This is a genomic window from Pseudomonas sp. LLC-1 (assembly GCF_002992185.1).
In the GTDB taxonomy this organism is placed as follows: Bacteria; Pseudomonadota; Gammaproteobacteria; order Pseudomonadales; family Pseudomonadaceae; genus Aquipseudomonas; species Aquipseudomonas monteilii.
The window spans coordinates 21,997-44,053 of sequence record NZ_LUVY01000015.1 but is presented as its reverse complement, the minus strand read 5'-3'; the positions used below and the strand labels follow the sequence as shown (position 1 = coordinate 44,053).

General features: G+C 62.3%; 19 protein-coding genes and 1 pseudogene. 13 read left to right on the top strand and 7 right to left on the bottom strand.

Annotated elements, in window-relative coordinates; genetic code table 11:
- Positions 1-50 precede the first annotated feature (50 nt).
- On the bottom strand, positions 51-1,001 hold the full coding sequence (locus A0O30_RS15280; RefSeq protein ID WP_016712843.1) for a homoserine kinase: 951 nt from the start codon (positions 999-1,001) through the stop codon (positions 51-53).
- Between the two features lie 69 nt (positions 1,002-1,070).
- Positions 1,071-1,358 carry a DUF2782 domain-containing protein gene (locus A0O30_RS15275; protein ID WP_010951520.1) on the bottom strand — a complete coding sequence of 96 codons (288 nt, stop codon included), beginning with the start codon at positions 1,356-1,358 and terminating at the stop codon, positions 1,071-1,073.
- Between the two features lie 75 nt (positions 1,359-1,433).
- Here A0O30_RS15275 and polA point away from each other — a divergent pair, with 75 nt between their 5' ends.
- The gene (gene polA / locus A0O30_RS15270; protein ID WP_105947066.1) at positions 1,434-4,181 is read left to right on the top strand and encodes a DNA polymerase I; all 2,748 of its coding nucleotides are present in this window, start codon (positions 1,434-1,436) and stop codon (positions 4,179-4,181) included.
- A gap of 399 nt (positions 4,182-4,580) precedes the next feature.
- Here the strand turns inward: polA and yihA are convergent, their stop codons facing one another.
- Positions 4,581-5,213: a ribosome biogenesis GTP-binding protein YihA/YsxC gene (yihA, locus tag A0O30_RS15265; protein WP_105947065.1), complete on the bottom strand. Its 633-nt coding sequence runs from the start codon at positions 5,211-5,213 to the stop codon at positions 4,581-4,583.
- Between the two features lie 201 nt (positions 5,214-5,414).
- Between yihA and A0O30_RS15260 the strand changes: the two genes are divergently transcribed.
- From A0O30_RS15260 to A0O30_RS15230, 7 genes and pseudogenes are all read left to right on the top strand, one after another.
- Complete coding sequence (locus A0O30_RS15260) at positions 5,415-5,717, top strand: cytochrome c5 family protein (protein WP_016712845.1); 303 nt, start codon at positions 5,415-5,417, stop codon at positions 5,715-5,717.
- 31 nt (positions 5,718-5,748) lie between these two features.
- The gene (locus A0O30_RS15255; protein WP_016712846.1) at positions 5,749-6,366 is read left to right on the top strand and encodes a cytochrome c; all 618 of its coding nucleotides are present in this window, start codon (positions 5,749-5,751) and stop codon (positions 6,364-6,366) included.
- Between the two features lie 151 nt (positions 6,367-6,517).
- The gene (gene dsbA / locus A0O30_RS15250) at positions 6,518-7,150 is read left to right on the top strand and encodes a thiol:disulfide interchange protein DsbA (RefSeq protein ID WP_105947064.1); all 633 of its coding nucleotides are present in this window, start codon (positions 6,518-6,520) and stop codon (positions 7,148-7,150) included.
- A 34-nt stretch (positions 7,151-7,184) separates the two neighbouring features.
- Positions 7,185-8,017: pseudogene (locus A0O30_RS15245) on the top strand (endonuclease/exonuclease/phosphatase family protein).
- Positions 8,018-8,044: 27 nt separating this feature from the next.
- A complete protein-coding gene (locus tag A0O30_RS15240) occupies positions 8,045-9,973 on the top strand; it encodes a GGDEF domain-containing protein (protein WP_105947062.1) in 1,929 nt (642 codons plus the stop codon).
- Positions 9,974-10,054: 81 nt separating this feature from the next.
- The gene (locus tag A0O30_RS15235; protein WP_105947061.1) at positions 10,055-10,843 is read left to right on the top strand and encodes an N-acetylmuramoyl-L-alanine amidase; all 789 of its coding nucleotides are present in this window, start codon (positions 10,055-10,057) and stop codon (positions 10,841-10,843) included.
- Between the two features lie 78 nt (positions 10,844-10,921).
- Entirely contained in the window at positions 10,922-12,526 is a 1,605-nt protein-coding gene (locus A0O30_RS15230) for an EAL domain-containing protein (RefSeq protein ID WP_105947060.1), read from the top strand.
- 39 nt (positions 12,527-12,565) lie between these two features.
- Here A0O30_RS15230 and A0O30_RS15225 read toward each other — a convergent pair whose 3' ends face one another.
- Both A0O30_RS15225 and algB read right to left on the bottom strand, forming a co-directional pair.
- Positions 12,566-14,347: a KinB sensor domain-containing domain gene (locus A0O30_RS15225; protein ID WP_105947059.1), complete on the bottom strand. Its 1,782-nt coding sequence runs from the start codon at positions 14,345-14,347 to the stop codon at positions 12,566-12,568.
- A complete protein-coding gene (gene algB / locus A0O30_RS15220; RefSeq protein WP_060499817.1) occupies positions 14,344-15,690 on the bottom strand; it encodes a sigma-54-dependent response regulator transcription factor AlgB in 1,347 nt (448 codons plus the stop codon). The genes A0O30_RS15225 and algB overlap by 4 nt, the downstream gene beginning before the upstream one ends.
- Before the next feature lie 420 nt (positions 15,691-16,110).
- Here algB and A0O30_RS15215 point away from each other — a divergent pair, with 420 nt between their 5' ends.
- The 5 genes from A0O30_RS15215 (at position 16,111) to A0O30_RS15195 (ending at position 20,503) form a co-directional block, all read left to right on the top strand.
- Positions 16,111-16,401 (top strand): hypothetical protein, encoded by a 291-nt coding sequence (locus tag A0O30_RS15215; RefSeq protein WP_105947058.1) that lies wholly within the window; start codon positions 16,111-16,113, stop codon positions 16,399-16,401.
- Between the two features lie 42 nt (positions 16,402-16,443).
- Positions 16,444-16,605, top strand: coding sequence for a DUF1328 domain-containing protein (locus A0O30_RS15210; protein ID WP_003252966.1), 162 nt, complete (start codon positions 16,444-16,446; stop codon positions 16,603-16,605).
- Between the two features lie 2 nt (positions 16,606-16,607).
- Positions 16,608-17,078, top strand: coding sequence for an inhibitor of vertebrate lysozyme family protein (locus A0O30_RS15205; RefSeq protein ID WP_105947057.1), 471 nt, complete (start codon positions 16,608-16,610; stop codon positions 17,076-17,078).
- 745 nt (positions 17,079-17,823) lie between these two features.
- Positions 17,824-19,152 carry a glutamate/aspartate:proton symporter GltP gene (gene gltP, locus A0O30_RS15200; protein WP_016712857.1) on the top strand — a complete coding sequence of 443 codons (1,329 nt, stop codon included), beginning with the start codon at positions 17,824-17,826 and terminating at the stop codon, positions 19,150-19,152.
- Between the two features lie 121 nt (positions 19,153-19,273).
- Positions 19,274-20,503 (top strand): nucleoside recognition domain-containing protein, encoded by a 1,230-nt coding sequence (locus A0O30_RS15195; RefSeq protein ID WP_105947056.1) that lies wholly within the window; start codon positions 19,274-19,276, stop codon positions 20,501-20,503.
- Here the strand turns inward: A0O30_RS15195 and A0O30_RS15190 are convergent.
- Both A0O30_RS15190 and A0O30_RS15185 read right to left on the bottom strand, forming a co-directional pair.
- Positions 20,485-21,120, bottom strand: coding sequence for an ABC-type transport auxiliary lipoprotein family protein (locus A0O30_RS15190; RefSeq protein ID WP_105947055.1), 636 nt, complete (start codon positions 21,118-21,120; stop codon positions 20,485-20,487). The genes A0O30_RS15195 and A0O30_RS15190 overlap by 19 nt on opposite strands.
- Positions 21,117-22,055: an MlaD family protein gene (locus A0O30_RS15185; protein ID WP_016712860.1), complete on the bottom strand. Its 939-nt coding sequence runs from the start codon at positions 22,053-22,055 to the stop codon at positions 21,117-21,119. The genes A0O30_RS15190 and A0O30_RS15185 overlap by 4 nt, the downstream gene beginning before the upstream one ends.
- Between the last annotated feature and the right edge of the window lie 2 nt (positions 22,056-22,057).

Genomic DNA, 22,057 nt, shown 5'->3' with positions numbered 1-22,057 from the left:
ACCTGTTCCGGCCTCTTCGCGGGCATGCCCGCGAAGAGGCCGAAGAGGAACTAGAGAGCGAACGGCAGGTGCAAAGCCACCTGCTGGCGTTGCGCCAGACGCACTTCAAACTCGCTAGGGTCATGGATCATCACATCCATCCCGGCAAACGATTCCGCCGCAATCAGGCGCGACAGCCAGAAGCGCACGCACCCTACCCGCAACATTTCCGGCCACAGCTCGGCCTCGGCCGCCGTGAACGGCCGCAGCGCCGCATAGGCCGCCAGCAGCGCCTGGGCGCGTGGCACATCGATCGCGCCGTGTTCATCCAGGCACCAGTCGTTCACGGTGATGGCGATGTCATACAGCATCGGCCCCGAGCAGGCGTTGTAGAAGTCGATCACACCGGTCAGGTGGGTGCCTTCGAACATCACGTTGTCGCGGAACAGGTCGGCATGCAGGTTGGCCCGTGGCAAGGCCAGGATCTGCGCCTTGTGCGCGGTAATTTCGTCCAGCGCCGGCTGCAGCAGGGCGGCTTGCCCGGCAGTCAGGCGCGGCAGCAGCTCGGCACCTGAGGCCAGCATCCAGTCCAGGCCACGGTCGGTACGGCGCTCGATGATGTGCTCGCGGGTGGCCAGGTGAATATGCGCCAGCAGTTCGCCTACCTGGGCGCAGTGCTGGTTGTTCGGCGCCTTGATGTGCTTGCCCGACAACCGTGGCTGCAACAGCGCAGGCTTGCCACACAGTTCGCGCAGGCCATTGCCATCGCGGTCACGAATGGCATACGGCACCGGCATGTCGGCAGCGTGCAGGGTGTCGAGCAGTTCGATGAAGAACGGCATGTCTTCGCTCGGCCCACGCTCGATCAGCGTCAGGACGAACTCCCCCTGTTCGAGGCTGACGAAGAAATTGCTGTTCTCGGTGCCGGCGGCAATGCCCTGGAAGTCGAGCAGACGGCCCAGCTCGTACGGCGCCAGAAAGGTTTCCAGCTCAGGCCGGGTCACGGGGGTGAAGACTGACATGATGAAAAATTGCCCATACGGGCACTTCCGCCGGGAAGTGCCGGGTTGATGTGAACGGTGCGCGTCAGATTACCACTCGAAGATCTTCCAGGACGGAATCAGCATGTCCGGCTGGTCGGATCGAATGAAATTGGCATCAGTGCCATCAGCGCGCACCAGAAAATAAGGCTTGCCGTTTTTCGGCGTGATCTTGATCGCATACAGGAAGCCGTTCTGCCGGTATTCCTGGATGGTTTTGTCGCCTTCCGTGCGAATGGTCACCTCGGGATCGGCCGAGGGGGCGTCGTCCGCCGCCAGGGTAACGACAGGCATGGTTGCCAACAGGCCGAGCAGTAACAGGCGATTGAGTGTACGCATGATAACCTAGTCCCTTTGTCGTCAATGATTCTGGCTATTCTAGCGCCGGACCCGTCGAAAAGGTTGATTCTGCTCATGAGCCAAGCGCCCCTCGTCCTGGTGGACGGTTCCTCCTACCTGTACCGCGCCTTCCACGCGCTGCCGCCGCTGACCACGTCCAAGGGCATGCCGACCGGTGCGGTGAAGGGTGTGCTGAACATGCTCAAGAGCCTGCGCAGGCAATACCCCGACAGCCTGTTCGCGGTGGTGTTCGACGCAAAAGGCGGCACTTTCCGCGATGCCATGTTCGCCGAGTACAAGGCCAACCGCCCCAGCATGCCGGACGACCTGCGCGTGCAGGTCGAGCCGCTGCATGCCAGCGTGAAGGCGCTGGGCTACCCGTTGCTGTGCGTCGAGGGTGTCGAGGCTGACGACGTCATCGGCACCCTGGCCCGCAGCAGCGCCGCCCAAGGGCGCCCGGTAATCATCTCGACCGGTGACAAGGACATGGCACAGCTGGTGGACGGGCACATTACCTTGGTCAACACCATGACCGGAAGCGTGCTGGACGTGGCTGGCGTGCACGAGAAATTTGGCGTCGGCCCGGAACATATCATCGATTTCCTGGCCCTGATGGGCGACAAGGTCGACAACATTCCCGGCGTGCCGGGCGTGGGCGAAAAGACCGCCGTGGGCCTGCTGACCGGCATCGGTGGTGGCCTCAGCGACTTGTACGCCAACCTGGACAAGGTGCCGGCGCTGGCCATTCGGGGCGCCAAGACCTTGCCGGCCAAGCTGGAAGAGCACCGCGATGCGGCGTTTCTGTCCTATGAGCTGGCCACCATCAAGGTCGACGTGCCGCTGGATGTCGAAGTGGATGCACTGGTGTGCGGCGAGCCGGACCGTGAAGCGCTGCTGGCGCTGTACACCGAGATGGAGTTCAAGAGCTGGGTCGCCGAGGTGCAGCGTGACGCGGCCAAGGCCGGTGATGACGTGGCACCGGTCGAGGTGCCAGCCGCCAAGGCCGAACCCAAGTACGAAACCATCCTCGACCAGGCCCGTTTCGATGCCTGGCTGGAGAAGCTGCGCCAGGCGCCGCTGTTCGCCTTCGACACCGAGACCACCGGCCTGGACGCCCAGCAGGCGCAGATCGTCGGCCTGTCGTTCGCCGTCGAACCGCATGAAGCAGCCTATGTGCCCTTGACCCACGACTATGAAGGCGCGCCGGCCCAGCTGGACCGCGAGGCCGTGCTGCTGGCCCTGAAGCCGCTGCTGGAAGACCCGGCCAAGGCCAAGGTCGGACAGAACGCCAAGTACGACATCAACATCCTGGCCAACGGCTCGCCTGCCATCGACATGCGCGGCGTGGCGTTCGACACCATGCTTGAGTCGTACGTGCTGAACTCCACGGCTACCCGCCACGACATGGACAGCCTGGCGCAGAAGTACCTCGATCACACCACCATCGCCTTCGAGGACATCGCCGGCAAAGGTGCCAAGCAGCTCACCTTCAACCAGATCCACCTGGACAAGGCCGGCCCGTATGCCGCCGAAGATGCCGACATCACCCTGCGCCTGCATCACGCCCTGCAAGCACGTCTGGCGCAGACGCCGAGTGTGCAGCCGGTGCTGATGGACATCGAAATGCCGCTGGTGCCGGTGCTGGCCAAGATCGAGCGCCAGGGTGCGTTGGTCGATGCCGCACTGCTGCAGGTACAAAGTGGTGAGCTGGGTGTGAAAATGGCCGAGCTGGAACAGCGCGCCTATGAGCTGGCCGGTGAGGAATTCAACCTCGGCTCGCCCAAGCAGCTGGGCTCGATCCTCTACGACAAGCTGGGCATGCCGGTGCTGAGCAAGACGGCCAAGGGCCAGCCATCCACCGCCGAAGCCGTGCTCGACGAGCTGGCCGAGCAAGGCTACCCACTGCCCGAAGTACTGATGCAATACCGCAGCCTGAGCAAGCTCAAGAGTACCTACACCGACAAGCTGCCGGGCCAGATCAACCCGCGCACCGGGCGTATCCACACCTCCTACCAGCAGGCAGTGGCAGCCACTGGCCGGCTGTCGTCGAGCGACCCGAACCTGCAGAACATCCCGATCCGCACCGCCGAAGGCCGCCGCATCCGCCAGGCGTTCATTGCCAGCCCGGGCTACAAGCTGCTGGCGGCGGACTACTCGCAGATCGAGCTGCGCATCATGGCCCACCTGGCCAAGGACGAAGGCTTGTTGCATGCCTTCCGCAATGACCTGGACGTGCACCGCGCCACGGCGGCGGAAGTGTTCGGCGTGGCCCTGGAAGACGTCACAACCGACCAACGCCGCAAGGCCAAGGCCATCAACTTCGGCCTGATCTATGGCATGAGCGCCTTTGGCCTGGCCAAGCAGATCGGTGTCGACCGCAAGCAATCGCAGGACTACATCGACCGTTACTTCGCCCGCTACCCGGGCGTACTGGCCTACATGGAGCGCACCCGCGCCCAGGCTGCCGAGCAAGGCTTTGTCGAAACCCTGTTCGGCCGCAGGCTGTACCTGCCGGACATCAACGCCAAGAACCCGGCCCTGCGCAAAGGCGCCGAGCGCACGGCGATCAACGCGCCGATGCAGGGCACTGCGGCCGACATCATCAAGCGGGCCATGGTCAATGTGGACAACTGGCTGAGCGAGAGCGGGCTGGATGCCCGGGTGATCCTGCAGGTACACGACGAACTGGTACTTGAGGTGCGTGAGGACCTGGTTCAGCAGGTGAAAGATGAAATTCGCCAGCACATGAGCAAGGCGGCGGAACTGGATGTGCCGCTGCTGGTGGAAGCAGGAATTGGCGCGAATTGGGACGAAGCTCACTGATTGAGCGGGGAAAGCTGTGTAGGATCTGCGACGTAGTGACGCGGATCCTGGCACCGCTCAGTGCCATTGGTGCTGAAGTTTCATGAAACTATCGCAAATAGTTTTCAGGGCTTTGGAACTAAACCGGTGAACCGGAACTCAGAGTAACTGAATGGCTGGTGAAGCCCTTCGATGCTCCTATGTTGTGTTAAGTGTTGGCAGATATCTGGACCCCGCCCTAGCGGTCCGGACTTGGACCCCGAACTTCCCCCTCCCCATACGAAGTCCGGGGTTTTTTTTGCCCGGAATTTGGGTCGACAGATACGGCCTCATCGCCGGCAAGCCAGCTCCCACAGGGGTATCACTGCCCTTGAGGCCTGTGTTGAACCTGTGGGAGCTGGCTTGCCGGCGATAGGGCCCTCAAACAGCTGGCTTGTCTTCCAGCTCCATCCAGTCCGCCAGCACCCGGTAGGCGTCTTCCACGCCCAGGCGCTTGGGCGCCGAGAACAGCTGGATGGTCACGCCATCACCCCAGCCCTTGCGGATTTCCGACTGCACTTTCAGCAGGGTGTTCTTGCCCGCGCCGTGGGTCAGCTTGTCAGCCTTGGTCAGCAGGATGTGCATCGGCATGCTGCTGGCCTTGGCCCAGTCGAGCATCATTTTGTCGAAGTCGGTCATCGGGTGGCGCACGTCCATCATCAGGATCACGCCACGCAGGCACTCACGGCTGCCCAGGTAGGCTTCCAGGTGTTTCTGCCAGTGCTGCTTGAGCGGAATCGGCACTTTTGCATAACCGTAGCCCGGCAGGTCGACCAAACGCCGTTCATCGTCCAGACTGAAGAAATTCAACAGCTGGGTGCGCCCGGGGGTTTTCGAGGTACGCGCCAGGCTGGCATGAGTCAGGGTGTTGAGGGCGCTGGATTTGCCGGCGTTGGAGCGGCCGGCGAAAGCCACCTCGTAACCCTGGTCGTCCGGGCATTGTTCGACCTTGGCTGCGCTGAGGGCGAATTTGGCTTTCTGGCAGAGGCCGAGGATGGGGTTCTTGACTTGCATGGGATATCCGATGTGGGTGTTGCCTGACTCTGAAGGCCCGAGCCTGGCAAGCGGTGTCGTTTCCGTTTGGATGGCGGAAGTATATAATGCCCCAGTTTTTGTGTGCTCATTCTCCCAGCGAAGGGGAAGGAGCATGGGGTGTCGAACAATAGCTCGCGCAACAGAACGCAGCGCGGCCCCCAACCCTGAAGGTCGTTCCGCATGGCGAAATGGCTGCTTGCTGTCGGTATGTTCCTGCCGGTTTTCAGCGCACAGGCTACACAGGATCCCGAGGTGTTGTACAACCGCACGTGTGCGGCCTGTCACACCGGGCAGTTGCCACAGGCACCCAGACGGGGTGACCGGGCAGCATGGGAGCCAAGGCTGGCGCAAGGCATGGAGGTACTGGTGAAGCACGTGACCCAGGGTTTCAAGGCTATGCCGCCGCGTGGATTGTGCATGGACTGCAGTGCCGAGGACTACCGTTTGGTCATCCTTTGGATGAGCGGCAGTCCCGATACATAACATTTCACCCTTAGCCGTGTTGGATTAGCTGATGAACAAACTAGTCGTGAGTCTGCTGTTGACCCTGGGTGTCGCAGGTGCGGCCACTGCTGCGCAACCTATCAAAGGCGATGCCGCCGCCGGCCAGGCCAAGACGGCCGTTTGTGGCGCCTGCCACAACCCTGACGGCAACAGCCTGGCACCGAACTTCCCCAAATTGGCCGGCCAGGGCCAGCGTTACCTGGAAAAACAACTGCACGACATCAAGTCGGGCAAGCGCACCGTGCTGGAAATGACCGGCATGCTGGCCGCGTTCAGCGACCAGGACCTGGCTGACATTGCCGCCTACTTCGCCAGCCAGAAAGGCAGCGTGGGGGCTGCCGATCCCAAGCTGGTCGAGCGTGGCCGTGCGCTGTTCAACGGCGGCGACCTGGAAAAAGGCATGCCGGCCTGCACAGGCTGCCACTCGCCGAATGGCGCGGGCATCGCCCTGGCTGGCTTCCCGCACCTGGGTGGGCAGCATTCGCAGTACGTGACCAAGCAGCTCACGGACTTCCGCGAAGGCAACCGCACCAACGATGGCGATGCGATGACCATGCGCACCATCGCCGGCAAGCTGAGCAACCACGACATCGAAGCGTTGGCCAGCTACATCCAGGGCCTGCATTAACTTTCAGTTAATGTTGTAGGCCAATGATGAAAGGGCGGCCGGGCCGCCCTTTTTTCAGTCCGCAGCCGTTACACTACAGAACTCGAGCCCTTCCCGGCCTGTCCTAGTGCAGGTCGCGTCGTGGCGACCCATGACTGCTCAGGAGTAAAGCATGCGTAAACTGATTCTCAGCGCTGCGCTGGTCGCCGCCAGCGTGTTCGGTATGACTGCCGTCCAGGCCGCCGAGCCTGTCGCCGGCAAGGAATACATCGAGCTGAGCAACCCTGTTCCGGTTTCCGTGCCTGGCAAAGTCGAAGTGGTCGAGCTGTTCTGGTACGGCTGCCCACATTGCTACCACTTCGAACCGGTCATCAATCCATGGGTCGAAAAACTGCCCAAGGACGTCAATTTCAAGCGCGTACCGGCCATGTTCGGCGGCCCATGGGACGCACACGGCCAGATGTTCCTCACCCTGGAAGCCATGGGCGTCGAGCACAAGGTTCACGCGGCGGTGTTCGATGCCATCCAGAACCAGCGCAAGCGCCTGACCGACCCTAACGACATGGCCGACTTCCTCGCCACCCAAGGCGTGGACAAGGACAAGTTCCTCGCCACCTTCAACTCGTTCGCCATCAAGGGGCAGGTCAACCAGGCCAAAGAGCTGGCGAAAAAGTACGAAATCACCGGCGTACCGAGCATGGTGGTCAACGGCAAGTACCGCTTCGACCTGGGCACCGCTGGCGGGCCGGAAGGCGTTCTGAACGTTGCCGACCAACTGATCGCCAAGGAGCGCGCCGCTAAGTAAGCGGCGTAACCCATGCCCCGCTTCCGAGCCACGCGTGGCATTGGCCTGCACCAGCCGCAGGTCAACGAGCATCACCTGCAGGCCTCTGGCCTGCCCGAGGATGGTCGCCTGCGGCTGCTCAGCTTCAACATCCAGGTTGGTATCAGCACCGAACGCTACCGGCATTACCTGACCCGCAGCTGGCAGCACTTGCTGCCGCACAACGGTCGGGCCGGCAACCTGCAGAAAATCGGCGAACTGCTGGGCGACTTCGACCTGGTGGCCTTGCAGGAAGCCGACGGTGGCAGCCTGCGCTCGGGTTACATCAACCAGGTCGAGCACCTGGCTCAATTGGGGGCCTTCCCCTACTGGTACCAGCAACTCAACCGCAACCTTGGGCGTTTCGCCCAGCACAGCAATGGCGTGCTCAGCCGCCTGAAGCCGCAGGTGCTCGAAGACCACCCGTTGCCCGGCCCGGCCGGCCGCGGGGCGATTCTTGTACGCTTTGGCGAAGGCGAAGATGCGCTGATCGTGGTGATGATGCACCTGGCGCTCGGCGCCAAGACGCGTGCCCTGCAACTGGGTTATATCCGCGAGCTGATTGGTGGTTATCGTCATCAGGTGCTGATGGGCGACATGAACACCCATGCCACCGACCTGCTGGAGCACTCGCCGCTGCGCGACCTGGGCCTGATTGCCCCGCAAGTCGAGGCCACCTTCCCCAGCTGGCGACCACAGCGTTGCCTGGACCATATCCTGCTCAGCCCAAGCCTCACGCTGGAGCGTGTCGAGGTGCTGGCGCGGCCAATTTCCGACCACCTTCCCGTTGCAGTCGAGATTCGATTGCCTGATGCATTGACTGTGGATACGCTGCCGGTCTTGAGCTAATTGCCATCACCGTTTGCGGACCCGGGCATGACTGAAGACGCTGAGCGCTGGAAAGAAAAATACCTTAAAAGCATCGAGCAGCAAGAAAAGCTCGAACGCCGGTGGGACGCCCGTCTCGACCTGCTTCGTCGTGGCCTGGTGCGCAGCAGCCTGGCTGCAGAAGGCAGTGACAAGGTGGTGGACGCGTGCATGAAGGAAATGCGCGAAGTCATCCGCAGTGACAACATGGACGCCGGCCTCGCCGGTTTGATCCCGCGCCTTGAAAAGGCGGTGCTGGACTCCGAACAGCGCCGTGAAACCCGCATGAACCAGGTCAGTGATGCGCTCGCCGCGCTGGTTGGCCAATTGCAAGGCCTGTCGCTGCCCAGCGATATCTCGCGTCCGCTGAAAAAACTGGCGAAGAAGCTCGATGGTGGCGTTGCCCAGTCCCGCGATCTGCCGCCGCTGCTGGGCGAGTTGAGTGGCTTGCAGGGCCGTGCCCTGTCGGCGCTTGGTAAGCCGGAGGATGAAGCCCGGCCTGGTTTCTTGCAGCGCTTGTTCGGTAGCCGCGAGGATGACCCGCAAGGCGAGCCAGTACCTGAGCCGGTGGCAGTGCCTGCTGCCGAAGCGCCGCCTCAGGTTGCGCAGCACCCTCTCGAAGCCCCGCTACCCGACGATGTGGATGCGCTGCAACCATTGCCGGCTCCTGTCGCCGAAGCGAGCGTAGTGGCCGAACCCGAGCCGGAGCTACAGGGCCCAGCGCTGATCGAAACGGCTGAAACACCCGCCGCCCAGCAACCGCTGCAGGAAAACGTGCCGGAGCCCGACGCGACCGCCAGCGAACCCGTGGCAGCAGCACAATCGGTACCCACGCTCGAAGAGACGTTCGGCGAAGACGGCCCTTATGCCCTGCCCTATGCCGTCGAACCCCCCTACAGCCAGGTTGCCGCGCACATCGAGCAGACCCTGATCGGGCTGCTTGACGACCTCAGCCTGCCCGAGCGGCACAAGGCCCAGGCGCTGGAAATGCGCGAACGGGTTGCCCGTGGCCTGAACTGGTACGAGCTGATCCCGGTGCTGGATGACCTGGCTGTGCTGATGCTGGCAATAACCGACAGCGGCCAGCACGAATTCGAAACCTACCTGCAACAGCTCAACGAACGCCTGGAAGGCTTCCAGAGCCACCTGCAGGAGGCCAGCGCCGGCCATGCCGACAACAGCAGCGCTGCCCGTGAACTGGATACCCAGCTGCGCGAGCACGTCGACGGCTTGCAAAGCAGCGTGCAAGGCGCCGCCGATGTGGACAGCCTCAAGCACATCCTGGAAAACCGGCTGGAAGGCCTGTTGGTCACCATGGACGAGCACAAGCTTGAGCGTGATCGCCGCGAGCAGGAGCTGGCAGGCCGCCTGCAAGGCTTGTCGGAGCGGGTGGCGAACATGGAGCATGAAGCGCTCGGCTACCGTGAGCACTTGGAAGAGCAACGGCAGAAAGCCCTGCTCGACCCGCTCACCGGCTTGCCCAATCGTGCGGCCTGGAGCGAGCGGGTAGAGCGCGAAATACTCGAATGGCAAGAGGCCGGCGGCCATCTGGCCATGGCGATTCTCGACCTGGACCACTTCAAGCGCATAAACGATAGCTATGGGCACCTGGCCGGGGACAAGGTACTCAAGATTGTTGCTGACCAGCTACGCAAACGCCTGCGTGGTCGTGACTTCATTGCCCGTTTCGGGGGCGAGGAGTTTGTCCTGTTGCTGCCGCAGACGTCACCCGCGGCAGCGGCCCAAGTGGCGGAAGTACTGCGCGCCACCGTGGAGGCCTGCCCGTTCCACTTCAAGGGTGAGCGGGTGGTGATCACCACCTCTATCGGCCTGGGGGCGTTTCGCTCTGGCGAGCGTGGCGACCAGGTGCTCAAACGCGCCGATGCGGCGCTGTACCGGGCCAAGGAGCTGGGACGTAACCGCGTCGAGCAGAGCTAGCGTTTGCTGACACTGACCCACGGTAAGCGCGGCCATGGGGAGCACGTTATACTGTAGCGCTGATTCGCTGAGGCCACTGACGTGCTTTCCACGCTTAAAAAAACACTGATTTCCTTTTTGCTGTTGTCTGTTGCCGGATGTTCGACGGGGTTGCGCATCGACCGCAGCCACCCCTCGGCCAACCAGGACAACCGCATCCAGTTCGTTGTACTGCATTACACCAATGCATCCCTGGAGCGTTCCCTGGCGTTGCTTACCCAGGGTGAGGTCAGCAGCCACTACCTGATCGGCGACGGCCCGGCCACGGTGTATCAACTGGTGGATGAAAACCGTCGTGCCTGGCATGCCGGCGACAGCCAGTGGCAGGGGCGCACCTGGCTGAACTCGTCGTCCATCGGGATCGAGATCGTCAACCCGGGCTTCACCGACACGCCGAATGGCCGGGTCTGGCACCCTTATAGCGAAGCGCAGGTCCAGTCGCTGATCGCGCTGCTCAAGGACATCGTCAAACGTAACAACATCGAGCCTCGGCACATCATTGGCCACAGTGATATCGCACCATCACGCAAGCTGGACCCGGGCCCGCTGTTCCCGTGGAAGCGCCTGGCCGATGCCGGGCTGGGTATCTGGCCCGATGCCAATGCCGTGGCACGCCAACAGGCCTACTTCAGCGTCAACCCGCCAAGCGTTGGCTGGTACCAGCAGGAACTGGCGCGGTTTGGCTATCAAGTCGAGCAGACCGGGGTGCTGGATGTCGCCACCCGCCACGTGATTGCTGCGTTCCAGATGCGCTTCCGTCCGCAGCGTTTCGACGGTATGCCCGATGCGCAGACGGCGGCGATGCTGCAGGTGCTCAACCGGATGCGTTGAGCCTGCAGCGAGGCGCTAAACGGCGAGGATGATTTTTGATCCAGTTGCTATACCTTGGTAATCAACTGGATGCCTTCGATGTCAGCTCTCATTTCTACGCTGCGCCAATTTTTTTACCGTCCCTGGATGCTGGCCACCTTGGCAGCATTGGCCAGCGCAGCACTTTTGCTTACTGCCAGCATCGGCATTGCCCTGCAGCAGATGAAGCAAAGCGAGAGCGAACAGATGAACGCCCAGGGCGAGCGTTTTCTCGACCGCCTCGAGCAGGTATTCGGCCAGTTGCGCGAAGGGGTCGACCTGCTGCAGGCCCAGCCCTTGCGTGGCTGCAGCCCGGCGATGTTGGCGGCGTTGCAGCAGGTTGGCCTGAGTTCGCGGTTCATTTATGAAGCGGCCTATGTGGATGGTGACGTCGCCTGCTCCAACCGTGGCGATGAGCGGGCATTCGAGCCTTTGCGGGCACCCGACATCCAGGGGCCGACCTACAGCTACTGGTTGAACACCACGACCGAGCCGAACGAGAACCTGGCTGCGTTGATGCTGGGCCGGGGCAAGTTCGTGGTCTCCACCTCGCGTGGGCACCTGACCGACGTGGTCGACCTGCCACCGGGCGGCAGCCTGGTGGTGGTGCTGGACAACGGTGCCCGGGCCATACCCGTGCTCGGCCCGCCACAGGTGTGGCCGCCGCCCTCGGCCTGGTCGACCAGCCACAAGTCGTTGCTCGAACTCAGTGACCGGCTGATCTACCGCATGCCCACCAAGTCGCCGGATTACCAACTGGTGCTGATTGCCCCACGGGCCAGCCTTCCGTTGAGAATGAATGGCATGCTCTGGCTGCTGTTCCCTGGCAGCGTGTTGGCTGCCTGCTGCATCGGCTGGCTGGTGCTGCAGTTGATCCTGCAACGGCGGTCGATGAGCTCGGAGTTGCAGAATGCCTTGCGCCGTGGAGAGCTGCAGGTGCTCTACCAGCCGATCTTCGAGCTCGACACACGGCGCTGTGTAGGCGCCGAGGCCCTGGTGCGCTGGCGCCGCCCGGATGGCACGCTGACCAGCCCGGACCTGTTTATCCCGTTGGCGGAAAACACCGGGCAGATACGCCAGATCACGGACTTTGTCCTGCAGCGCGTCCTTGAACAGCTGGGGCAGCTGCTGCGCTCGCACCCCAAACTGTACATATCGGTGAACCTGGCCGCCTGCGATGTGATGGTGCCGCGTATTGGCCGGGTGGCGGCACGCCTGCTGGCCCTGCACCGGGTGGCCGCTAGCCAGATTGCGTTCGAGGTGACCGAGCGCGGTTTGATCGACGTGGTGGTGGCTCGTGACAACCTGCAGGCGCTACGCGCCGTGGGGCATCAGGTGCTGATCGACGACTTCGGTACCGGCTATTGCAGCCTGGCCTATCTGCAAACCCTGCCGGTGGACTGCCTGAAGATCGACAAGGCCTTCATTGATGCGCTGGGCCACGATGCCGCCAGCAGCGGCGTTGCCCCGCACATCATCCGCATGGCGCATGACCTGCACCTGCGGGTGATTGCCGAAGGCATCGAATGCGAGGACCAAGCGGTATTGCTGAACAGTGAAGGGGTCAATTACGGCCAGGGCTGGCTGTTTGCCCGACCGCTAAACGCCCGGCAGTTTGCCGAGCTGGTAACCCGGGGGCAGCTGCCGCGGCGGGTGGAGCACTGAGTGATCCTGCCCCGGCGATGAGGCCTGTACAGGCGATACTCAAACTGGCAGCGCCATGTAGAACTGTGTCCCCTGCCCCGGCCGGGAAAACACGCCCATGCGCCCGCCATGCAGCTGCACGATTTCCTTGCACAGCGCCAATCCTAGCCCTGCACCGCCCTTCTTGCGCCCTACCTGCACAAACGGCTCGAAAATGCGCCCCTGCTGCCCATAGGCAATCCCTTCGCCTGTGTCCTCGACGCTGATGATCACCCGCTCCGCATGCCGCCGCGCATGCAGGCGGATACGCCCGCCGTTGGCTGTATGGCGGATGGCGTTGTGCAGCAGGTTGTCCAGCACCCGATCAAGTTGCGCAACGTCGGCCTGAATACGCGGGAGCGGTGGTTCAAGTGCCTTGACCAGTTCAACCTGCTTGTTTGCCGCTTGTTCGGCAAAACGCAGTTGTGCGCGCTCCAGCAATTCGTCGACGGCACAGGGTGCCAGGTCGAGTTTCTGCAGCCCGCTCTGGTAACGAGAGAAGTTGAGCAGGTCGTTGATCAGCTGGGTAAGCCGCTGCATTTCTTCGCCGATGGTTTCCAGCAAGTCATTTTCGCGTGCCTCAGGCGGAAACTTGACCCGCTCGCGCAACAGCCCGAAGGCCATGTGCATGCCGGTTACCGGGGTGCGCAGTTCGTGGGACGCGCGTAGCACGAACTCACTGCGCACGCGTTCGAAGGCCCGTTGTTCGGTCACATCGTGCAGCACCATCACCGCGCCAAGGATCGGCCCTTGCGGGTGGCTCACCGGGGTCAGGCTGTAAGTCAGCAGGCGCGTTTCTTCATCCACCTCCATGGTCAGGTCTTCCGGCGGGCGGTCCAGATTGCCACCGCGCAGCACCTGACGCAGCTGCTGCTCCAGCTCCGGCCGCCGCAGGGCTTCGGCAAGGCTGCTGCCCACGCGGCTATCATTCCAGCCGAGCTGGCGCTGCGCTACCGGGTTGAGGTGTTCCAGGCGACCCTGGCGGTCGATGATCAACAGGCCATCGTCGATGCTGTCGAGCACGGCCTGCAGGCGCTGCTGCCCGGCCAGCAATTCGTCGACGTTGGTGGCCTGGTGCTTGCGCAAGGCATCGGCCATGAGGCCAAAGCGGCGGGTCAGCTGGTTCAGCTCGGTGGCCTGGGTGACTGGCAGGGTGACGTCAAAGTTGCCCTTGCCCAGCTGGTCGGCTGCTTTGGCCAAGGCTTCGATCGGTTGGCCAAAGCGTCGGGCGATGTTGTGTGCAGTAATGAAGCCCAGCACCAGCACTACCAGGCCCATCAGGCCAAGCACGCCGCTGACCAGCAGGGCGCGGTCACGGCTGTATTCCTCGCTGCGGGTGATGAGGTCCAGCGCCTGCTTGTGGGAATCGATCAGGTCGGTACGCACCTGGTTGAAGGCGGCCCCCAAGGGTTGGTCGACACCCATGCTACGCGCGGGCGCGGGGCTGTCACGGTAGGCTTGCAGGAACGCCTGATAGTTACTGCCGGCCTTGCTGAAGCCGGTGCGCTCTCCGCCTTGCTCCAGGCCCTGGTTCAGCAAGGCCTGGAAGTTTTCTTGCAGCAGCCGCAGGTTTTCCGGGGCTGTGCCTTCATCAAGGATCAGGGTCAACTGTTCGCCAAGGTTCTGCCGCAACTTCAGCCCCACTTCCAGGGCGTGGGTGGTGTCACGCACCAGCTGCTGTTGCACGGTTGCCATCTGCAGCACGCTGACCAGGCCCAGCAGCAGCCCGAGCAAGGCCACCGTGACCAGTGCCGAGATACTCAGGAAAAGCCGCGTGCGCAGCTTCATGGGCGGCCACTTCATAGGTTGTACTGCTTGCGCTTGCGGTACAGGGTGGAGGCGTCGATGCCCAAGGTTTTGGCGGCCTGGTCGAGGGTGTCGCTGGCAGCCAGCACCGCGCCGATGTGGGCGCGCTCCAGCTCGTCCAGGCTCAGCGCGGCACCCACGCGCGGGGCGTTGCCAGCCGGCTGTTCGCCCATCCCGAGGTGGCTGATTTCCACGCGCTCCTGCGGGCAGATGATACTGGCCCGCTCTACCACGTTACGCAGTTCGCGAATGTTGCCGGGCCAGCGGTAGTTGAGCAGGGCGGTGCGCGCTTCGTCGCTGAAGCCCCGGGCGGGGCGGGAGTATTCCTTGACGAAGCGGGCAAGGAAGCGGTCGGCCAGGGTCAGGATGTCTTCACTGCGCTCGCGCAGGGGCGGCAGGTGCAGGGTAATGACGTTCAGGCGGTATAGCAGGTCTTCGCGGAAGCGGCTTTCGCGCACCATCTCTTCAAGGTTGAGGTTGGTGGCGGCCAGGATGCGTACATCTGCACGCCGTGTCACGGGGTCGCCCACGCGCTCGTATTCCTTGTCCTGAATGAACCGCAGCAACTTGGGTTGCAGGGTCAGCGGGAAGTCGCCGATCTCGTCGAGGAACAACGTACCCCCATCAGCCTGGCTGACCCGCCCCAACGTGCTTTCGCTGGCACCGGTAAAGGCGCCGCGGGTGTGGCCGAACAGTTCGCTTTCCATCAGCTCGGCGTTCAGCGACGGGCAGTTGATGGTCACGCAGGCTTTGCGGGCACGTTTGCTCCAGCCATGGATGGCCCGGGCCAACTCGCCTTTACCCGTACCGGACTCGCCAAGAATGAGGATGTTGGCGTCGGTGGTGGCGACCTGGCGGGCAGTTTCCAGCACCGCCATCATGGCCGGGCTGTGCGAGTCCAGGCCGTCCTTGGGTTTGCGCATTTCGCCTTCCAGGGCCTCCAGGCGTGCTGAAAGCTGGCGCACTTCCAGTTGCTTGGCGGTGGCCAGGCGCAGCTGATCGGGGCTGCATGGCTTGACCAGGTAGTCGGCGGCGCCGGCCTGGATGGCATCCACCGCTGTATCGATTGCCGAGTGCGCGGTCACGATCACCACGCGCATCCAGGGTGCCTGGATGCGCATCTGCGCCAGTACGTCCAGGCCGTTGTCCTCGCCCAGGCGCAAATCCAGGAAGCAAAGGTCGAACACCTGGCGCTGCAACAGCGTTTCGGCCTGGGCGGCACTGTTGGCTGTGGCCACGCTGTAGCCTTCGTCTTCCAGGCAGTAGCGGAAGGTGCGCAGGATCGCGGACTCGTCATCCACCAGCAGAATGCGGCCTTGGTTGTCCTGGGCTGATTCCATTTCCTGCGCTCCTTAGGGATAGATCTTCGTTTAGTGTGGGAAAAATCGGGCAAGTTGCATGGTCGATTCTGAAGGATTCTGTCCTCTGCATGCTAGCCAATGGCCAATTGGCGCCTGGAAGCTGCGTTAACCCGATGATTTGCTTAGAGGCACGGGATGGCACATTGGTTGCGGAGGTTTGTGCTTTTGCCTACAAAAAACGGCCTCCCGCTTTGCTCCGCCCGTGATGCTGACTTCCAGGGCCGATCGTGCAATTCGCACGACCACACAGGCGGCATCGTGCAGGATACGTTCCTGTCGAACGATTATGTAAATACTAAGTCATTGATTTTAAAGGTATTTTTTAAAATCAAAAGGCTGGCATGCAGGCTGCAATTACCTGTTCAGGTTTGAACAACAATTACAGCAGGAGGAGCCGGCATGAACCGCCAATCCGTCAACCGCTCGCAGAACGCCGCACTGCCCCTGCGCCAGATGTTGTCTGTCGGCATGGCGCTGCTGCTGACCTTGGCCGCTGGCCTCTTCTATTACAGCTGGCAGACCGCGCGCTTGGCTGAGCAAGTGGCAGCGCAGACTGCGCTGTTGACGCAGATTCAGGCAACCCGTGCCAATACCCTGGTCAAGGCAGCTGACCCATTGCCTGCCGGCCAGGCCTCTGCCTCACCGGCCACCCTGGAAAATGTCGTACCCCAGGACCGTTGGGTCTTCTGACCTGCCGGCCGCACCGATTCTGAAAAAGAAAGGAGAACCACCATGCTGAGCTGGGCTATCACTTTCCTCATCATCGCCATTGTCGCTGCCGTACTGGGCTTCGGTGGTATCGCGGGCGCTGCGACGGGTATCGCGAAGATCCTGTTCATTGTCTTCCTGGTGTTGTTCGTAGCCTCCTTCTTCTTTGGACGTGGACGAGGTTGAAGATGGGCAGGAAGCTTTGTACAGCCCTGGTTGCCGCCCTGTTGCTGGGTGGCAGTGCGGCGGCGATGGCGGCCAATGACGGCCAGGTCCGGGTCGACCAGTTGCTCGGCTCGGACCCGGAATACCGGGAAACCTGGCAGGACACGATCAAAGGCGAGGAACGCCTGCCCGATTGGGTGGTCAATCTGACCGGCAGTGCCCAGCAGCAGATGTCCGCCACTACCGAAGATGGCGACAAGTACCTGGTCGGCCCGTTGTGCGAGGCGCAGGACAACTGCACATACAAGCGGCTGATCGTTGCGTTCAGCTGGGACAAGGAGGATGCCTACGGGATGCTCGTGGAGGTACCCGAAGGCTTGCCGAGCGACAAGTCGCCTACACGCCATGCGCAATATCGCTGGCTGGGCGACCCTGACGACGGCATGAAGGCAATGCTGCAGGAGCAGCTAAAGCGTGACCCGAACTGGTACTGAGCATTTATTGCCGGTACGGATGAAAGGTCACCGACTGTCACGTAATAGAAGCTGAACCTTTCTATATTTCAGCCTTCTATGATGCGCCGCCCCGAGGAGGGGCAGCACATGACCAAGGGGCCGGGCTGTTCTGATTGTTGCAGGATCGGAGTGGCCTAGGGGTACAGGGAGTGCCTCCAGCGATGGGCCGGGTCAGGAAAGGCGGAATCGGAAGTATCAGGTCGGCGGTGTCACAGGGATACCTGACCAGACCTGACTTCCGAGGAGCCATGTAGGAATCGCCCTCTTCCTTGCGCGATTTCATCCCTGAGACACATTTTGTCTCGACCGTACATCAAATTTTTTTCGGCCTTGCAGGTCCTTCTTCAAGTGGCATTTCGGCCATTCGGATTGTCGAACAAGCCATCTTTCATGCCCTTTGTGTACCGTCAAATCTGCCGAAATATGGCGGTTTGGTCTTGTTCGGGATTCCGAACGTTATAAATCAAGCACTTGCGAACCCCCTGTTTTAGCATGAAACATTATGCATGATCGGCATGGGGCATGCGCTTCCGGCATTAGATTTCCCCCTTTCCCATCGCAATAGTTGCCGCCTTTTTCGCTGGTCAGAGCGCCCTGTCGCTCGCCTGCGGTGTCCTTACATGAAGTCGCCAGACGGGTGCGCTTGAAGCCAGAGGCCTTGCCGATGGCTCTGTTACGCGTGTTTTCGTCGGGTGCCATGACCACTAGAACAAAGGGTAAAGACATGAAGAAGGCAAAACTGAGCCTCGCCTGGCAGATCGTCATCGGTCTGGTCCTGGGCGTTGCAATCGGCGCGCTACTGAATCATTTCAGTGCAGAAAAGGCATGGTGGATCAGCAACGTCCTCCAGCCCGCCGGTGACATCTTCATTCGCCTGATCAAGATGATCGTCGTCCCGATCGTGATTTCGTCGTTGATCGTGGGTATCGCCGGGGTTGGCGATGCGAAGAAACTGGGCAGCATCGGCCTGAAGACCATCATCTACTTCGAAGTGGTGACCACCATCGCCATCGTCGTGGGCCTGGTGTTGGCCAACCTGTTCCACCCGGGCGCCGGCATCGACATGAGCACCCTGGGTACCGTGGACATCTCCAAGTACCAGGCCACTGCGGCCGAGGTACAGCATGAGCACGCGTTCATCGAGACCTTGCTGAACCTGATCCCGTCGAACATCTTCGCAGCGCTGATGCGTGGCGAAATGCTGCCGATCATCTTCTTCTCGGTCATGTTCGGCCTGGGCCTGTCGAGCCTGCAGGCCGAGCTGCGCGACCCGTTGGTACGCACCTTCCAGGCCGTATCGGAAACCATGTTCAAGGTCACCCACATGATCATGAACTACGCCCCGATCGGCGTGTTCGCCCTGATCGCCGTGACCGTGGCCAACTTCGGCTTCAGCTCGCTGCTGCCGCTGGCCAAGCTGGTACTGCTGGTGTACTTCGCCATCGCCTTCTTCGCCTTCATGGTGCTGGGCCTGGTTGCCCGCGTGTTCGGCTTCTCGGTGATCAAGATCATGCGCATCATGAAAGATGAGCTGATTCTGGCCTACTCCACCTCCAGCTCCGAAACCGTGCTGCCGCGCGTGATCGAGAAGATGGAGAAGTACGGCGCGCCGAAGTCGATCTGTTCGTTCGTGGTACCGACCGGTTACTCCTTCAACCTCGACGGTTCGACCCTGTACCAGAGCATCGCGGCCATCTTCATCGCCCAGCTCTACGGTATCGACCTGTCGTGGAGCCAGCAGCTGCTGCTGGTGCTGACCCTGATGGTCACCTCCAAAGGCATCGCTGGTGTGCCGGGCGTATCGTTCGTGGTGCTGCTGGCCACCCTGGGCAGCGTGGGTATCCCGCTGGAAGGCCTGGCCTTCATCGCCGGTGTCGACCGCATCATGGACATGGCCCGTACCGCGCTGAACGTTGTAGGCAACGCCCTGGCAGCACTGGTCATCGCGCGTTGGGAAGGCATGTACGACGCCGCCAAGGGCGAGAAGTACTACGCCTCGCTGATGGCCGACAAGCAGGAAGCCGCAGTGGTTGGCGAGGCCGCCAAGCGCTAAGCCTGATAGCTGTGACAAAAAGCCCCGACTTGTCGGGGCTTTTTGTTGTCTGTCTGGATCGCAGGCCCCGGTACAAGCAACTTCCGCTATCATTCGGGCATTTTTCAGGGGGAATACGCGGATGCTCAACGGCCTTTGGCTTGGCTTTTTCCTGGTGGCGGCAGTGTCCGCCCTGGCCCAATGGCTGGTGGGTGGTAATGCCGGGATCTTCGCGGCAATGGTCGAAAGCATCTTCGCCATGGCCAAGCTGTCGGTCGAGGTGATGGTGCTGCTGTTCGGCACACTGACCCTGTGGCTGGGCTTTCTCAAGATCGCCGAAAAGGCCGGTATCGTCGAATGGCTGGCCAAGGTGCTGGGCCCGCTGTTCGCTCGCCTGATGCCGGAAGTGCCGCCCGGCCACCCTGCCCTGGGCCTGATCACCATGAACTTCGCGGCCAACGGCCTGGGGCTGGACAACGCCGCCACCCCGATTGGCCTGAAGGCCATGCGCTCGCTGCAGGAGCTCAACCCCAGCAGCACCACAGCCAGCAACGCGCAGATCCTGTTTCTGGTGCTCAACGCCTCGTCGCTGACGCTGCTGCCGGTGACCATCTTCATGTACCGGGCCCAGCAAGGCGCGCCAGACCCGACCATGGTGTTCCTGCCCATCCTGCTGGCCACCAGTGTCTCGACCCTGGTCGGCCTGCTGTCGGTGGCGGTGATGCAGCGCCTGCGTCTGTGGGACCCGGTGGTGCTCGCCTACTTCATTCCCGGCGCGTTGCTGCTGGGAGGCTTCATGGCGTTTCTCGGCACCCTGTCGGCCGCCGCGCTGGCCAGCCTGTCGTCGATCCTGGGCAACCTCACACTGTTTGGCGTGATCATGCTGTTCCTGGTGATTGGCGCCCTGAAGCGGGTGAAGGTGTATGAAGCCTTTGTCGAAGGGGCCAAGGAAGGCTTCGATGTGGCCAAGAACCTGCTGCCCTACCTGGTGGCGATGCTGGTGGCGGTGGGTGTACTGCGTGCTTCAGGCGCCCTGGAGCTGGCCCTGGACGGTATCCGCCATGCGGTGAACTGGCTGGGCCTGGACACCCGCTTCGTCGAGGGCCTGCCCACAGCACTGGTCAAGCCGTTCTCTGGCAGCGCGGCGCGGGCCATGCTGATCGAGACCATGCAGACGCAGGGTGTAGACAGCTTCCCGGCCCTGGTAGCGGCGACCATCCAGGGCAGTACTGAAACGACCTTCTACGTGCTGGCCGTGTACTTTGGCGCGGTGGGTATCCAGCGCGTGCGCCACGCGGTCGGTTGCGCACTGCTGGCCGAGTTCTCAGGCGTGGTCGCTGCGATCTTCGTCTGCTACTGGTTCTTCGCCTGAACCTTGCGTTGTGCCTGGCTGGCCTGGTCGACGGTCCAGGTCACAACTTGCCCCACCAGCTGGTCGCTGGCCTGGCCGAAACCGGCGACCACCGCTGACACCTGCTTGTCGGCCAGCGGCTGGCGGATCTCGAAACGCTTGCTGGCGAGGATGCGCTGGTTGCGGCCCTGAACCAGCCGAGCGTCATAGCGAATCACCACCTCCACCGCGCCGCCCGGGCGGTACTCACTCTGGAATGCCTGCAGCTCGCCTGCCAGCTCGTAGTCGGCCTGCAGGTTGCTGTCGTCGGCGCTCAGGCGCTGTACCTGGCCATCACGCTGGAAACCATCGAGCAGGCGGTTGCGCAGCAGCACCGGGGCCGCATCGCTCCAGCGCGCACCTTTGTAGCTGCTGACCACATCGCCCTGTGGAATCACGGCAATGCGCGGGCCGGCCAGCACTTCACTGGCCAGCGGCTTGTTCAGCCGCAATGACCAGTCCAGCGGCGCTGCCATGCGGCTGGGCTGGTTAACCGGCAAGCGATAGAGGTCGACGGGTTCGCTCTTGGGCAGGATCGAGCAGGCACTGGCCAGGCTCAGGGCGGCCGCCAGGGCCAGCAGGCGCAGCGACGGTTTCATGGCTGGAACTCCTTGTTGTTGTCGCGGCCGAGCAGGTAGCCGCTGGGGTCGGCCTCCAGTTGCCGGGAAATACCTTTAAGTGCGTTAAGGGTTTCGCGCAGTTCGCGAATGGCAGGTGTGAGCTGATTCAGGCCCTGGGCGCCGTCGCCGATGGCCTCGCTGTTGTTTTTCAGCAGATTGTTGATGGTGGCAGTGCTTTCGGCCAGCGACTGCATGGCCTGCTCGGCGCTGCCGATCGCCTGTTTGCCTTCGCTGCCCAGCAGGCCGTTGGCATTGCGCATCAGCGTTTGGGTTTCGGCCAGGGTGGCGCTGGCCTGCTTGCCTACCTGCACCAGTTGCTCGATGGCCTCGGCGATGCTGCCGTGTTGGCCGGCGAAGGCGCCGGTGGTCTTGTCGAGGTTGGCCAAGGTGCTGCTGAGGTGGCCGATATTGTCTTCGGAGAACATCTGGTTGGCATTGTGCAACAGCATGTTGATGTTGGTGACCAGGTCGCTGCTGTCATTGAGCAGGCGCGAGATGGGTGACGGCGAGGCGATGATGACCGGCAGCTTGCCGTCCTTGCCCTTCAGCTCGGGGCTCTGTGGCGTGCCGCCGCTGAGCTGGATGAACGCGTTGCCGGTCACGCCGGCCAGGGTCAGCTTGGCCTGGGTGTCTTCCTTCACCGGGGTATCGCCGCTCAGGCGAACGCGGGCCAGTACCCGTCGCGGGTCTTTCGGGTCCAGGCGCAAGGTGGACACATCGCCCACCTTGATGCCGTTGTACTGCACCGGGCTGCCACGGGACAGGCCGGAAACGGCCTCGTTGAACACCACTTCGTAGTCCTTGAACGCGTCGTCGACACTGGACTTGGTCAGCCACAGGCCAAACAACATGGCGCCGGCTACCACCAGGACGGTGACCAGGCCGATTAGTACGTGATGGGCTCGGGTTTCCATTG